This is a genomic window from Methylobacterium sp. UNC300MFChir4.1, from assembly GCF_900110155.1.
In the GTDB taxonomy this organism is placed as follows: Bacteria; Pseudomonadota; Alphaproteobacteria; order Rhizobiales; family Beijerinckiaceae; genus Methylobacterium.
The window spans coordinates 79,439-93,366 of record NZ_FOCS01000022.1 but is presented as its reverse complement, the minus strand read 5'-3'; the positions used below and the strand labels follow the sequence as shown (position 1 = coordinate 93,366).

Genomic DNA, 13,928 nt, shown 5'->3' with positions numbered 1-13,928 from the left:
TGAGCCGGCGCACGACGCTGGCCGGCTCGAACCGGAAGATGAACGTCCCGGCCGGGTCGGCGGCGAAGTCCGACAGGCCGCGCGCCTTGGCCAGCGCCTGCGCCAGCGTGATGCCGTCGGCCTGGAACGGCAGCTCGGTGCTGTTGCCCAGCGCGCCCACCGCGATGAAGGTCTGCGGGTCGCGCACGAGCGTCAGCACGTCGTTGGGCCGCAGGTAGATGTTCTCCCTGGGGTTCGACACCACTGTGGTCAGCGGCACGGTCGCGGTCACCGGCCCGCGCGAGAGCCGCACGAAGGTCTCGTTGACCGGCGCGCGGTTGCCGCCGGCGGCGGCGATGACGTCGAGGATGCGGTCGCCGTGGCCCGAGAGCGGCAGGCGGGCGCCGGCGGCGCCCTCGCCGGTGACGGTGACGGCCTGGGAGATCGGGCGGGTGACCGAGACCAGCACCTGGGGCTGGATGGCCTTGCCGGCGAGCTCGTTCTCGATGAGCGCCTGGACGTCCTGGGTGCGGCGGCCGGCGACCTTGATGCGGCCGGCATAGGGCACCGAGATGGCGCCGTCGCGCCCGACGGGCTGCTCGGGGATGAGGGCGGACTTGGAGCCGGCGGAGAAGCGGTCGGCGACGAGGGGTCCGGAGAACAGGCCGCCGGATCCGGCTTCCCAGACGGAGACCGAGACCATGTCGCCGATGCCGATCACCGGCTCGGAGGAGGGGCGATGGTCGCCGAAGGAGGCGAGCAGGCTGTCGAGGGGGCGGCCGCGCAGGGCTTCGACCACGGAGGGGGTGACGTCGATGATCTCGTAGCGGGCAAGGATCCCGCCGTCGGCCGTGGCGACCTCGGCCCCGGCCTGGATCGCGCTCGCCGTCGGACCCGCCGCGGGCAGGTACGTGCAGCCCGACATCGCCGTGACGGCGAGCAGGACGAGGGGAAGTTTGCGCATCCAGATGTTGCCCATCGGTATTGCCGAGCCCGTGCCTAGCCCATAGCGGCCCAGGTGTCCGTAGCGGGTGAGCCACACTCCGCCCGCCACGACCGAGACTGCTAAGTCATCCTCGTTAAGCACAGCTTTTTCGGGGCACAGGGACGACGAATGCCGGGCGCAGCGCGCGCTGCTGAAATATCGGGACACAAATCCGGGCGCTGTCGACGGTAACGGGTCGGCCCATCGACTCCAGGGCCGCACGGCCCCGGCGCGATCCGCTCACTGACCCTGGGTCACCGCCGCGGTGATGTCGCCGTAGACGGCGCTGACGCGGGACACATAGTAGCGGATGCTGCCGACCGCGACGAGGAAGATCAGGCCCCCGAGCAGGGCGTACTCGGTCGCGGTGGATCCGCGGAGGTCGCGGGCGAAGCGCGCGGCCGCGACAGGGATCCGATCCGTCAGGGCGGCCGCCGCCCGGGATCGCACCGCGCGCCGCCCCGCCCCGTCGCCGCCCGGCTCATCCATGGTCGAACGCGCCTTCCCGTCCCGCCGTCCGCGTGGCCCCACGCGCTCGGAAGGCTGTTAACGGCCCGCGCTTGCCGCCGGCTTAACGAAGTGTCCGAAACAGGGCATCGGGCCGATTCCGGGCGGGATATGCACCGCCCCGGTCGGCGGGCCCGGTCGGCGGGCGCGCCCGGCGCGGGCGCGCCCGCGTCGGCTCAGGCGTGGCCGGCCTTGTGGCGCAGGTCGTCGATCCGCTTGGAGGCCTCGGCCTTGTCGAGGTCGGGATCGAACGCCTTCGGCTCCTTCGCCTCCTCGGAGAGCGTCTTCAGGTAGGAGGCCTGCGCGCCGGTCATCGGCTCGCCGCCGGTGGTCCACTGGTCCGGATCCTTGATCTGGTTCGACACGTCCTTCGGGTCGGTCTTGGGGTTCTCCGGCGCATCCTGGCGCGCTCCGGAGTCTCGACCGGCCTTCGACGTCGCCTTCGCGGTGGTGGTAGCCATGCGACTCATGTTCCCTAAATGTTCGCGTTCTGGGTCGTCAACGCGGCCCGCGGCGCGACGGTTCCTGCCGACACGGCGGCGGCGTCGGGCGCGGCGATCTTCCCTTCCGCGCGCGCGCTCCGCATGATCGTGACGCGCGGCGCCCCGGCGCGCCTCGGAGCCACGGTGGTCCGGATGACGTACCAATCAGACCCGCCATTCGATGCCGGGACGGCCGCTCAGGTGCTCGTGGTCATGGGCGTCTCGGGGTCCGGGAAGAGCACCGTGGCGGCGCTGATCGCCGAGAAGCTCGGCTGGATCTTCGTGGACGGCGACAGCTTCCACGCGCCGGAGCACGTGGCGAAGATGCACGCGGGCCGCGCCCTCGACGACGCGGACCGCGCGCCGTGGCTCGCCCGGATCGCGACCTGGATTCAGCAGCGCCTCGACGCCGGCGAGTCCGGCGTGGTGGTCTGCTCGGCGCTCCGGCGCGCGTACCGGGACGTCCTCACCCGGGGCAGCCGGCGGGTCCGCATCGTCTACCTCGACGGCGACAAGGCCCTGATCGCGCGGCGTCTCGCGGAACGCCAGGGTCACTTCATGTCGCCGCATCTCCTGGACAGCCAGTTCGCGACCCTCGAGGTCCCGGGCCCCGACGAGCACCCGATCACCGTCGGGATCCTCGAGCCGCCCGAGGCGATTGCTGACCGGGTCGTGGCGGAACTCGCCACCGCGGCGCGCCGGGATCCGGGTGGGAAGTGACGCGATGACTGCAGGAACCGGCAAGGCCGCGGGGATCGCCCTGGTGATCTCGGACGTCGACGGCACCCTGGTCACCGGGGACAAGCGCCTGACGGCAGCGACGGTGGCGGCCGTGCGCCGCCTGCGCGCGGCCGGGATCGGCTTCAGCATCGCCTCGGCGCGGCCGCCGATCGGGCTGCGGAGCCTCGTGGCGGAGCTCGGCCTCGACCTGCCGATGGGCGCCTTCAACGGCGCGAGCGTCGTCCGGCCGGACCTGTCGATCATCGAGGAGCGGACCATCCCGGAGCCGGCGGCCCGGGCCGCCCTCGACCGGCTCCTGGCCGAGGGGCTGGACGTCTGGGTCTTCGCCGACGGCGCGTGGTGCTTGCGCGACCCGGACGGTCCCTACACCGATCTGGAGCGCCGCACGATCGACGCGGAGCCCCGGGTCGTGCCGGATCTCGGAACGCTCACGGGTACGGCCGCCAAGATCGTCGGCGTCAGCCCCGACCACGCCCATCTCGCGGCCTGCGAGACGCGAATCGCGGCGGCGCTGGCCGGCCGGGCCACCGTCCACCGCTCGCAGAAGTACTATCTCGACGTGACGCCGCCCGATCTCGACAAGGGTCGCTTCGTCGCCTGGATGAGCGCGCATCTCGCCATCCCGCGCGAGCGGATCGCCACGTTCGGCGATGCCGGGAACGATCGCCCGATGTTCGCGCAGAGCGGCTACTCCGTGGCGATGGGCAATGCCGAGGCGAGCGTCCAGGCGGCCGCCAGCGCGGTCACGGACAGCAACGACGCCGACGGGTTCGCTCGCGCGGTCGAGCGCTTCATCCTTCCCTGACCGGCTCCCCAGACCGGCCGACCGCGTCCGCGCGCCGCCCTGTGGCGCGCGGATCACAAGCACGCCCGTCGCCCCGGCCGCCCACAGGCTGCCGAACGGGGGCCGCTTTCCGGCCTCATTTCCCCGTGACCTAGCTTGACTACAGAACAAGCAGCACCGGGTCTCGGAATGCATCGCCTCATCCTGGCCGCCGTACTCGCGGTCGCGCCCGCCGCCGCCTTCGGGCAGGGCGCGCGCGACAATATCGACGCGTTGATCGAGCAGCAGGCGAAGGCGAACGGCGTTCCGGCGAGCTTCGTGCACGCCGTGGTCAAGCGCGAGAGCAACTACAATCCGCGGGCGAAGGGCGGCAGCGCCCTGGGTCTCATGCAGATCAAGCACGCGACCGCGCGCGGCATGGGCTACACCGGCGACGCCGCCGGCCTGTACGATCCGGAGACCAACCTGCGCTACGGCGTGGCCTATCTGGCGGGCGCCTACCGCACGGCCAAGGGCAACGTCGCCCAGGCCTACCAGTACTACAACCGCGGCTACTACTACGCCGCCAAGCGCCAGGGCATCTCCAACGAGGTCGCCTCGGTGGTCGCCCCCGTGGCGGCTTCGGCCAGCGCCCTCGCGAGCCTGTTCGGCGGCGGCGTCGCCGACTCCAAACCCAACCCCGCGGCCGCCGCCCTGGCCTACGCGCCGACGGCCGCCGCCGTGGCCGAGGTTCCGACCGAGACCGTCGAGGTGCCGCTGCCGCCGCGCCGGCCCGCCGCCCTGGCCGGCGCCGCGGTCGAACTCGCCAGCCTGTCCATCGACCCGGCCGCGGGCGCGACCCCGGCCGCCCCGCAGGCCGCCTCGGTTCCCTCCGTGGAGGTGCCGCTGCCGCCGCGCCGACCCACCGCCCTCGGGAGCGCGGAGGCCTCGCCGGCGCAGATGGCGGAACTCCGGCTTTCGCCGCAGCCCGCGGCGGCCGCCACCCCGATGACCCCCGCGGCCGCTTCGGCACCGGCCACCGAGGCGGCGGTCGAGGCGGTCGAGGTGCCGCTGCCGCCGCGCCGTCCGTCGCTCCAGATGCTCGCCGCCGCGACGCCGCGGCGCGCTCCGGCCGCCGCGCCGGTGCGCGAGGCCACGGCCCTGCCGGTCGAGTAGCGCGCCCTCTCCGGCGCGGGTGCAGACCGCCGATCGCCCGCCCGGCCGGGCCTTCTGCCCACACAAGGATCATGCCCAAGGCTTGACCATCGGGTCGATCCGCAACACATAGGCGCCACGCCAGCAACGTGGTTGGATCGTTACGGTACGGACCGGCGCCGCGAGACAGCGGCCGTACGCGGGTGGCGCACGACGGATCTCAGGGCAGGAAACGCCGGTCTACGCGCGCACGTTCTCAGGCAGCTTCCTGTCTGGCGGAACGCCAAAGCGCGATGGATCTCGAAGCGGCAGGCATGCAGGGCACGGACTCTGCTTTCGAGCTGGCAGGAAAGCGGACGGCGCCATGACCGGCGTGGAACAGGAATCTCTCTTTCTCACGGACCTCGGGCGACGCGTCAGGCACGCGCGCACCGTGCGCGGGCTGTCGCGCAAGGTTCTGTCGCAGACCTCGGGCCTGTCCGAGCGCTACATCGCGCAGTTGGAGGGCGGCCAGGGCAACGTCTCGATCATCCTGCTGCGGCGGGTGGCGAACGCCATGGGTGTGCGGCTGGACGACCTGATCACCGGCAACGACGCGCTGCCCGACTGGCCGGTGGTGCGCGACCTCCTCGCCCAGGCGAGCCCGGCCCAGATCGTCGCCGCCAAGGAGGCCCTGTCCGGCGGCAGCCGGCCCGAATCGAGCAACCGGCCGCGCGTGGCGCTGACCGGACTGCGCGGCGCCGGCAAGTCGACCCTCGGCAAGCTCGCGGCCGAGCGCCTCGGCTGGACCTTCGTGGAGCTCAACGCCGAGATCGAGCGGGAGAACGCCCTCTCGGTCCAGGAGATCTTCGCGATCTACGGCCAGGAAGGCTACCGCCGGCTCGAGCAGGCGGCCTTGCGGCGCCTGACCGAGCATCCCGGGCCGCTGATCCTCGCGACGAGCGGCGGCATCGTCGCGGAACCGCTGACCTACGATCTGCTCCTCCAGGCGTTCTACACCATCTGGCTGCGCGCCCGGCCGGAGGAGCACATGAGCCGCGTCCGCGAGCAGGGACACCTCGCCACGACGGGCGACCACGCCTCCGCGATGCAGGAGCTGCGCGCCGTGCTGGCGAGCCGCGAGCCGCTCTACGCCCGGGCCCCGGCGACGGTGGACACCTCCAACATCCCTGTCCAGACGATGCTGGACCGCCTGACGGCGGCGATCGAGGCGCGGTTCGGGCAGGGCGTGCCGCTGGCGGACTGACCCGCCCGCGTTCGCTGACAGCCATGCGACCGATGCGCCCCCCGGGCCGCGCCGGCCCTTGATCGCCGCGGTGCAGCGCACCACGCTAGGGCAGTAGCCGCGGTCCGTCGCCGCCGCTGCCGTCTCTCCGGGCGGGACAACCACCCCGCCCGAGCGGGCGCTGGACCGGCCCCGCCCCACGCGCGACCGGCAGACCCTGCGAAGTCCCGGACATGAGCATCCGACTATGAGCGCCAGTCCTGCCTTCACTCACCCATCGCATGACCTCGCGGTCGTCGACCCGGTCTGGTCGCGGTTGCGGGACGAGGCGGAGGATGTCCTGCGGACCGAGCCGCAGCTCGCCTCCTTCATCGTCGCCACCATCCTGAACCACACCACGCTGGAAGGCGCGGTCTCCCACCGGGTCGCGGCGCGGCTCGGGCACCCGTCGCTCCCGGCCGAACTCGTCGCCCACGCCTTCCACGAGGCGATCACGGTCGATCCCGAAATCGGCCAAGCGTTCCGCGCCGATATCGGCGCGGTGATCGATCGGGATCCGGCGACGCTCCGGGCCCTCGAACCGGTCCTGTACTTCAAGGGCTTCCACGCCCTGCAGGCCTACCGCCTCGCCCACCATGTCTGGAACCGCGGTCGGCGTGACCTCGCCCTCTACCTCCAGAGCCGGGTCTCGGAGGTGTTCCAGTGCGACATCCATCCGGCGGCGCGGATCGGTCGGGGCGTCTTCCTCGACCACGCCACCGGCCTCGTGGTCGGGTCGACCGCGGTGATCGAGGACGACGTGTCGATCCTCCACGCCGTGACCCTGGGCGGCACCGGCAAGCAGCGCGGCGACCGCCACCCCAAGATCCGCCGCGGCGTGATGATCGGCGCCGGCGCCAAGATCCTGGGCAACATCGAGGTCGGGGCCTGCGCCCGAGTGGCGGCGGGCTCGGTGGTGCTGCGGCCGGTACCGCCGAACACGACGGTCGTCGGCGTGCCGGCGCGCGTGGTCGGCACCGCCGGCTGCGACGATCCGGCCCGGGCGATGGACCAGCTCGTCGCCCTCGATCAGTTCATCCACCTGGGCGACGGGATCTGACCCGGGGCCGTCGCGCTTGCCGCTCCGCCCGCGGCGTGGCAAGCCCTCGGCCCATCCGCGGCGCCAGCGCCGCCAGGGGAGATCGACCAGCGTGACCAAAGCCGAGACCGCGAAGCTTCAGGACTATCTGCGCCGCAAGTTCGCGAACAACAATATCCGCCTCACCGCGATGAAGACCGGCGACTCCGCCGAGGTGTTCATCGGCGAGGAGTCGATCGGCGTGATCGCCGACGACAAGGAGGACGGCGACGATTCCTTCGTCTTCCGGATGGCGATCCTCGACATCGATCTCGAGGAAGAGGCCTGAGGCCCCGCGCTCCGGCCGGACCCGCGTCTCGGATCGGGTCCCGCCGGCAGCACCTGTGCACGGATTAACGCTAACAAAGACTCGTGCTTAACAACCGGTAAACGGCGTGAGTACAGTGCGCGCAACCTGTATCAGGAGCGCGAATAATGGTCCTCACGCCCGTCGCCCTCGAGTCGATCCGGACCCTCTGCATCGGACTGGCGCTGTCCGGCCTGATCGCCAGCGCCTTCGAGCTGTTCGCGGCGCGGCGGGCGAGCTTCAGCCTGCTGGAGCGCGGTGGTCTGCCGGCGGTCGCCGCCCTGCCGATGCTGGCCTTCTCGGCGCCGTTCATCATCCTGCGCAACACGGTGCGCGGCCGGCGGATCGAGGGGCGCCCGATCCCGTTCGTGATGCTGGCGACGGTCATCGCGTGCGGCTGGAGCCTGCTCTCCGGCCGCGTCGCCCTCGACCTCGCCGCGATGCTGGTCGGCGCCTGACCGGGTTCAGGGCTCGGCGGTGGCCACCTGCGCGGTCCCGTCCTTGCCCTCCAGGGACACCCACGCCGCGCCGTCCTGGCCGGCCCGCTTGATGAAGTTGTAGCCGGTGCGGCGCCAGGACCGGATCGCGTCGGTCTTGTTGTCGAGGATGAAGTCGCCGCGGTCGGTCCGGACCGTCAGCACCGCGTGGCCCTCGTTGGTCTCGTCGATCACCACGGTCATCAGCAGGGCGCGCCGCGGCAGGCCGCGCTCCACCAGCATCCGCCGCTTCAGCAACTGGTAATCCTCGCAATCGCCGAACCCGTCATCGGGGAAGTCCCAGCGGTCGACGACGCCCCAATGCGCCTGATCGGTGATCGGCCGGATGCGCGCGTTCACGCGGCGGTTGACGCTCTGCAGGGTCCGCCACACCGCCACGGTCAGGGAAATCTCGGCCGGCTCGGCCGTGTCGACCGTGCATTCCTGAGGCGTGCGGGCGCAGAAATCCGTCCAGCCCGCGATCGCCCGCACCGGCCCGGTCGGTTCGGCGGCGGTCACCTGATCCGGCAGGACCAGCCGCGCGTGGGCGTGGGTCGTGGCGCCCCCCATCGCGAGGATCGTGCACAGCAGGGCGAAACTCGCCGCCTGCCGCGCGCGGCACGCCGCGTGCGTCCACCCGCGCCAACGGAGCGGGCCGAAGACCTGACACGAGATATCGCCATCCGCGTGCCGCATGGTTCAAGCCCCCGCCGCCCGATGATGACGGAAGGGTGACACGGCCACGTGCGACGCACAATGGGTCAGGGCGAGGTAGCTAACGCGCTGGGAGCCGTATCGGTTCCGATTTAAGAGAGTGTTGCATCCGCGGGGCTGGCCGAAGCCGTATGCACTGAGTGAATAGCCGCTCTGCGCTTTCTCGGAAGGCCTTGATTCAGGTCAGCTTTGCCGGCTTCTCAGCACGGCTCGCACGGGGGATTCGCGGCGGGCTCGATCGAGACGCGTGAAGCCGGCCAGCCCGTCGCCGACGGGGCCGCACCCCAGGAAAGGACCCGCCATGCAGCCCGCCATCCAGCAGGTGATCAGAGCGCTCGCCGAAGATGGTCGGGCCGGCGCGATCAATATCGCGGAGCACGCGGTCGATTCCTACCTCGCCGACGCGCCGAGCGAGGGCGACAGGGCGCTGTCGCGGGACATCCTGGTCCGGGATCTCGCCAGTCTCCGGGGCGTCGCCCCGCATCTCGCGGCCTTCATCGGCCGGGTGGAGTCCTACGTGGCGAGCCTCGCCCAGCCGTCGCTGAGCCGGGCGGCCTGAGGCCGCTTCACCGGTTTGCGGTGGTGACCGGGGAGGTGACGCCGCCGAGGGAGACCCAGGCGACGGCGTCCTGGCTCTCGCGCTTGATGAACACGTAGCCGGTCTTGTGCCAGGGCAGGATCGCGCTGGTCTTGTTGTCGAGCACCAGGTCGCCCCGGTCGGTGATCAGGGTCAGCACGGCGTGGCCCTCCCCCTTCTCGTCGATCACCACGGTCATGCGCATCGCCCGCCGCGGCAGGCCGGCCTCGGCCAGCATGTGGCGCTTGAGCAGCTGGAAGTCCTCGCAGTCGCCGATGCCGTCCTCGGCCAGGTCCCAGCGGTCGGCCACGTGCAGGTGGTCCTGGTCGGTCATCGGCTCGATCGCCTTGTTGACCCGCCGGTTCACCGACACGATCGTCGCCCAGGTGGCGGGCGTCAGGCTGATCCGGGCCGGCTCGCCCCGGTCCAGCGCGCACTCCGCCGCGTAATTCTGACAGAACGTCACCCACGCCGCGATCGGCTTGGCGTCGCCCAGGATCTTGGCGCCCACGTCCGCGGGCAGGCTCGCCAGCGTCTGCGCCTGAACCGGAGCGGCGAGGCCGAGCAGCGTCGCCGCTCCGACCAGCATCCCCCGAACCGTCCTGAGAAGCGCCGCGCCCATCGAACCCGTCCCCGTTGTTGAGACAGGATTGCGCCGCAGAGCCTCCGCGGCGCTGAAGCGGATGCGCGCAATTTTACCGATCCGCCGGCGCGGGCCCGCTCACGCGCGACAGCGTCGACGGGAGACTTGAGAACCCTTGTAAATCGGCGGCTTCGGCTTCGGAAACCGGAAACCTTGAGGGTTCGTCACCCGGGGACCTGAGTCCTCAGGCGCGCAGCCGCCATCGCGAGCGCAGAGAGGCTCACCAAGACTGCGCCAAGCCGACCGATGGCGCGCTGCCCTGGGTCGCCTCGCTGCGCCCGCGATCACAAGGTGGAAACGCTCAGCCCGCCGTCTGGTCGAGCTTGCGCTCGGCCTCGCCCTTCAGCTCCGGGAAGTCCGCCTGCGTGTAGGCGCGGCCCCGGTGCGGGTCCTCGGTGATGCCCTCGTGCTCCAGGCGGCGCAGCTGCACCCGCCGGATCTTGCCCGAGATCGTCTTGGGCAGATCGGTGACGAATTCGAGCCCGCGCAGGCGCTTGAAGGTCGCGAGCCGGGCGTTGGTGAAGCGGAAGATGTCGAGCGCCGTCTCGGGTCCGGGGCTCGCTCCGGCCACCAGGGACACGTAGGCCTTCGGGATGGTGTGACGCATCGGGTCGGGCACCGGCACCACCGCCGCCTCGGCCACGGCCGGGTGCTCGATCAGCACGCTCTCCAGCTCGAAGGGGCTGATCCGGTAGCCCGACGACTTGAACACGTCGTCGGCGCGGCCGACGAAGGTGTAGCAGCCCTGCTCGTCCACGAAGGCGACGTCGCCGGTGTGGTAGAGGTCGCCGGCCGCGCCCGACAGGTTGCCCTGGCCGTCGTCGTAGCCCTGCATCAGGCCGGCGGGCCGGTGGGCCCCGAGTTCGAGGCAGACCTCGCCCTCGGTGGCCGGCTGACCGTCGAGGTCGAGGACGCGCACCCGGTAGCCCGGGAGAGGCCGGCCCAGGGCGCCCGGCACCACCGGCTGCCCCGGCGTGTTGGCCATGAGCGCGGTGGTCTCGGTCTGGCCGTAGCCGTCGCGGATCGTGAGGCCCCAGGCGCTCTTCACGCGCTCGATCACCTCGGGATTCAGGGGCTCGCCCGCCGCGCAGACCTCGCGCAGGGCGAGCCGCTTCCCGGACAAGTCCTCCTGGATGATCATCCGCCAGACGGTCGGCGGCGCGCAGAGCGTGGTGGCGCCGGTGCGCTCCAGCTGCGCCAGCAGCGCGGCCGCGTTGAACGGCGCCTGGTTGATCACCAGGATCGTCGCGCCGGCATTCCAGGGCGCGAAGAACGAGGACCACGCGTGCTTCGCCCAGCCCGGCGAGGAGACGTTGCAGTGCACGTCCCCCGGCTGCAGCCCGAGCCAGTACATGGTCGAGAGCGCGCCCACCGGGTAGGAGCGGTGGCTGTGGCGCACCAGCTTCGGCTTCGCCGTGGTGCCGGAGGTGAAGTAGAGGAGCAGCGGGTCGTCGGCGGCGGTCGGGGCGTCCGGCGCGAAGCTGTCCGAGGCCGTGAAGGCGTCGTCGTAGGCCGCCCAGCCCTCCGTCGGAGCCCCGGTGACGAGGCGAACGGCGCCGCCCGTGTCGAGGCCGGCGAACCGTGCGATCTGCTCCGGCCCGGCCACGATCGCCCGCGGGCGGCCGCGGGCGAGGCGGTCGGCGAGCTCGTCGGCGGTGAGCAGCGTGGTCGCCGGGATGACCACGGCGCCGAGCTTCATCGCGGCCAGCATGGTCTCCCACAGGGCCGGCACGTTGCCGAGCAGAAGGAGCAGGTGGTCACCGCGCTTCAGGCCGAGCTGACGCAGGTGGTTGGCCACCTGATTGGACCGTGCCGCGAGCTCGCCGAAGCTGAGGCTCTGCTCGGCCCCGCTGCCAGCCTCGACGATCCGCAGGGCGGCGCGGTCGCGGCTCTCGGGGCCGGCGAGGACGGCGTCGAACCAGTCGAGCGCCCAGTTGAACGGCACCGGGTCCGGCCACGCGAAGGCCGCGACGGCGGCGGCGTAGTCGGTGCGATGGGCCAGCAGAAGGTCGCGGGCCTCCCGGAAGCTCGGCATGGTCGTTCCCCCTCGTCCTCGTTGACCGATCCCGACCCGGCGTCTTCAGGCCGGGATCAGATCCTCACCGGCCTCGCCCTGCGCGAGACGCTGAACCATGGCGGCGTGGAAGTCGCGGATCTGCCCGGCAATCGCCCCAACACTGCGGTCGTTGCGGGCGAAATCGTCGGCGTTCAGCGCGATCAGGCCGGCCGTGTAGCCGGCCTCGTTGTGTTCGAACGGATCCGCGTAGAGCCATGCCCACCAATCGCGGGGCGGGATCAGGCTGGCGCCGGGCTTGACCCGCAGCGCCGCCAGGAAACGGAAATGGCGCGTCAGCTCTTTCCGCCAGACCGACCGCGTCCGTTGGGGCACGAAGGCGAGCAGCTTCACGAGGTGCTCGTTGATGGTCTCCTCGCGCCCGCGCGCCTTCTGGGCGACGATTGCGCGCGGGAAGGCCATCTCGAACCGGACTTCGTCGTGGTCCAGCACATCCATCGCCTGGTCCCCGCTCAGGTGTTCTCGAACCGGGGCGGCCGCTTCTCTACGAAGGCGGCCATACCCTCCTTCTGGTCCTTGGTGGCGAACATGGCGTGGAACACCCGCCGCTCGAACCGGATGCCCTCGGTCAGCGTGGTCTCGTAGGACCGGTTGACCGCCTCCTTGGTCATCATCGCGATCGGCAGCGACATCGACGCGATGGTCTCGGCCGCCTTCAGTGCCTCGTCGAGGAGCTGGTCGGCCGCGATCACGCGCGAGACGAGGCCGGCACGCTCGGCCTCGGCGGCGTCCATCATCCGCCCGGTCAGGCACATCTCCATGGCCTTGGCCTTGCCGACGAAGCGGGTCAGCCGCTGGCTGCCGCCGATCCCCGGCATCACGCCGAGCTTGATCTCGGGCTGGCCGAACTGCGCCGTGTCGGCCGCCAGGATGATGTCGCACATCATGGCGAGTTCGCAGCCACCGCCGAGCGCGTAGCCCGCCACCGCGGCGATGATCGGCTTGCGCACGGCGACGAACCGGTCCCAGTCGGCGAACCGGTCGCCGGAATACATCTCCGCGTAGGTGGCGTGCTGCATCTCCTTGATGTCGGCGCCGGCCGCGAAGGCCTTCGCCGAGCCGGTGAGGACGATGCAGCCGATCCCCGGATCCGCATCCGCCTCGGTCGCCGCCCGGATCACCTCGCGGGTGAGCTGCGCGTTGAGGGCGTTCAGGGCCTTCGGCCGGTTGAGGGTGATCAGCAGGACGCGCCCGCGCGTCTCCGTCAGGATCGTCTCGTACGTGTCGCTCACGACTCGCCTCCCTGCCCGCGGAGCATACGGATGATCGCGGAAAAGTCCTCTCCCCCGTGGCCCGCGCCCTCGAACAGGCCGTAGATCTGCGCGGCCTCCGCGCCCAGCGGCGTCGCCGCCCCCGCGGCGATGGCGGCGGCCTGGGCGAGTCGGAGGTCCTTGAGCATCAGCGCGGCGGCGAAGCCCGGCTTGTAGCCGTTGTTGGCCGGCGAGGTCGGCACCGGGCCCGGCACCGGGCAGTAGGTGGTCAGTGACCAGCACTGACCCGAGGAGACCGAGGCCACGTCGTAGAGCGCCTGGTGCGACAGGCCGAGCTTCTCGCCGAGCGCGAAGGCCTCGCTGACGCCGATCATCGAGATGCCGAGGATCATGTTGTTGCAGATCTTGGCCGCCTGCCCGGCGCCGGCATCGCCGCAATGGAACACGTTCTTGCCCATCACCTTCAGCAGCGGCTCGGCCTTGGCGAAGGCGGCCGCGGCGCCGCCGGCCATGAAAGTCAGCGTCCCGGCCTTCGCGCCGCCGGTGCCGCCGGAGACCGGCGCGTCCACCGACAGGCAGCCCTGCGCCTCGGCGAGGGCGTGGGCCTTGCGGGCGCTCTCGACGTCGACCGTGGAGGAATCGATCAGGAGCGTGCCAGCGGGCAGGGCCTCGGCGAGCTGCGTCCAGACCTCGACCACGTGCCGCCCGGCGGGCAGCATGGTGATGACGGCGTCCGCCCCTTGGGCCGCCTCCAGGGCCGAGCCGGTGACAGCGACGCCTCCGGCGCGCGCCGCCTCCAGCGAGGCCGGCACCAGGTCGAAGCCGCGCACGGTGTGGCCCGCCTTCACGAGGTTGGCCGCCATGGGCCCGCCCATGTTGCCGAGACCGATGAACCCGATGGTCTGCGCCATCCTGCTTCTCCCTTGATTGCTGTCGTTCGCGTCTTCCACCCGCGTCCTCATCCTGAAGTGA

At 71.5% G+C, this 13,928-nt stretch carries 17 protein-coding genes; 8 read left to right on the top strand and 9 right to left on the bottom strand.

Features of this window, described 5'->3' with window-relative positions:
• The 3 genes from BMY19_RS24130 to BMY19_RS24120 all read right to left on the bottom strand — a co-directional run.
• On the bottom strand, window positions 1-943 hold a 943-nt coding region (locus BMY19_RS24130; protein ID WP_100253185.1), incomplete at its 3' end, for a polysaccharide biosynthesis/export family protein.
• 261 nt (window positions 944-1,204) lie between these two features.
• On the bottom strand, window positions 1,205-1,453 hold the full coding sequence (locus BMY19_RS24125) for a Flp family type IVb pilin (protein ID WP_056526187.1): 249 nt from the start codon (window positions 1,451-1,453) through the stop codon (window positions 1,205-1,207).
• 194 nt (window positions 1,454-1,647) lie between these two features.
• Window positions 1,648-1,932, bottom strand: a complete 285-nt coding sequence (locus BMY19_RS24120) for a DUF3072 domain-containing protein (RefSeq protein WP_012320702.1) — start codon at window positions 1,930-1,932, stop codon at window positions 1,648-1,650.
• Between the two features lie 174 nt (window positions 1,933-2,106).
• On the opposite strand from BMY19_RS24120, the gene BMY19_RS24115 reads away from it, so the two are divergent.
• The 7 genes from BMY19_RS24115 to BMY19_RS24085 all read left to right on the top strand — a co-directional run bounded on the left by BMY19_RS24115 (window position 2,107) and on the right by BMY19_RS24085 (window position 7,719).
• A complete protein-coding gene (locus BMY19_RS24115; protein ID WP_100253184.1) occupies window positions 2,107-2,673 on the top strand; it encodes a gluconokinase in 567 nt (188 codons plus the stop codon).
• 4 nt (window positions 2,674-2,677) lie between these two features.
• Entirely contained in the window at window positions 2,678-3,499 is an 822-nt protein-coding gene (locus BMY19_RS24110) for a Cof-type HAD-IIB family hydrolase (RefSeq protein WP_100253179.1), read from the top strand.
• A 168-nt stretch (window positions 3,500-3,667) separates the two neighbouring features.
• Window positions 3,668-4,633 (top strand): lytic transglycosylase domain-containing protein, encoded by a 966-nt coding sequence (locus BMY19_RS24105; RefSeq protein ID WP_091684045.1) that lies wholly within the window; start codon window positions 3,668-3,670, stop codon window positions 4,631-4,633.
• Between the two features lie 343 nt (window positions 4,634-4,976).
• Window positions 4,977-5,858, top strand: coding sequence for a helix-turn-helix transcriptional regulator (locus BMY19_RS24100; protein WP_020095664.1), 882 nt, complete (start codon window positions 4,977-4,979; stop codon window positions 5,856-5,858).
• A gap of 226 nt (window positions 5,859-6,084) precedes the next feature.
• Window positions 6,085-6,936: a serine O-acetyltransferase gene (cysE, locus tag BMY19_RS24095; RefSeq protein ID WP_091684043.1), complete on the top strand. Its 852-nt coding sequence runs from the start codon at window positions 6,085-6,087 to the stop codon at window positions 6,934-6,936.
• A gap of 91 nt (window positions 6,937-7,027) precedes the next feature.
• The gene (locus BMY19_RS24090) at window positions 7,028-7,243 is read left to right on the top strand and encodes a DUF3126 family protein (RefSeq protein WP_007565940.1); all 216 of its coding nucleotides are present in this window, start codon (window positions 7,028-7,030) and stop codon (window positions 7,241-7,243) included.
• A 146-nt stretch (window positions 7,244-7,389) separates the two neighbouring features.
• Window positions 7,390-7,719 carry a DUF6949 family protein gene (locus tag BMY19_RS24085; protein ID WP_020095662.1) on the top strand — a complete coding sequence of 110 codons (330 nt, stop codon included), beginning with the start codon at window positions 7,390-7,392 and terminating at the stop codon, window positions 7,717-7,719.
• 6 nt (window positions 7,720-7,725) lie between these two features.
• Here BMY19_RS24085 and BMY19_RS24080 read toward each other — a convergent pair whose 3' ends face one another.
• A complete protein-coding gene (locus tag BMY19_RS24080) occupies window positions 7,726-8,433 on the bottom strand; it encodes a transglutaminase-like cysteine peptidase (protein ID WP_100253178.1) in 708 nt (235 codons plus the stop codon).
• Between the two features lie 319 nt (window positions 8,434-8,752).
• On the opposite strand from BMY19_RS24080, the gene BMY19_RS24075 reads away from it, so the two are divergent.
• On the top strand, window positions 8,753-9,010 hold the full coding sequence (locus BMY19_RS24075) for a hypothetical protein (RefSeq protein ID WP_012320711.1): 258 nt from the start codon (window positions 8,753-8,755) through the stop codon (window positions 9,008-9,010).
• A 7-nt stretch (window positions 9,011-9,017) separates the two neighbouring features.
• Here the strand turns inward: BMY19_RS24075 and BMY19_RS24070 are convergent, their stop codons facing one another.
• From BMY19_RS24070 to mmsB, 5 genes are all read right to left on the bottom strand, one after another.
• Window positions 9,018-9,617: a transglutaminase-like cysteine peptidase gene (locus tag BMY19_RS24070; RefSeq protein ID WP_020095660.1), complete on the bottom strand. Its 600-nt coding sequence runs from the start codon at window positions 9,615-9,617 to the stop codon at window positions 9,018-9,020.
• Between the two features lie 355 nt (window positions 9,618-9,972).
• Complete coding sequence (locus tag BMY19_RS24065) at window positions 9,973-11,706, bottom strand: AMP-binding protein (protein WP_020095659.1); 1,734 nt, start codon at window positions 11,704-11,706, stop codon at window positions 9,973-9,975.
• A gap of 45 nt (window positions 11,707-11,751) precedes the next feature.
• Window positions 11,752-12,183, bottom strand: a complete 432-nt coding sequence (locus tag BMY19_RS24060; RefSeq protein WP_091682983.1) for a hypothetical protein — start codon at window positions 12,181-12,183, stop codon at window positions 11,752-11,754.
• Window positions 12,184-12,197: 14 nt separating this feature from the next.
• The gene (locus BMY19_RS24055) at window positions 12,198-12,977 is read right to left on the bottom strand and encodes an enoyl-CoA hydratase (protein WP_020095657.1); all 780 of its coding nucleotides are present in this window, start codon (window positions 12,975-12,977) and stop codon (window positions 12,198-12,200) included.
• Entirely contained in the window at window positions 12,974-13,867 is an 894-nt protein-coding gene (gene mmsB, locus BMY19_RS24050; protein WP_091682984.1) for a 3-hydroxyisobutyrate dehydrogenase, read from the bottom strand. Before mmsB ends, BMY19_RS24055 begins: the two co-directional genes overlap by 4 nt.
• Window positions 13,868-13,928 lie beyond the last annotated feature (61 nt).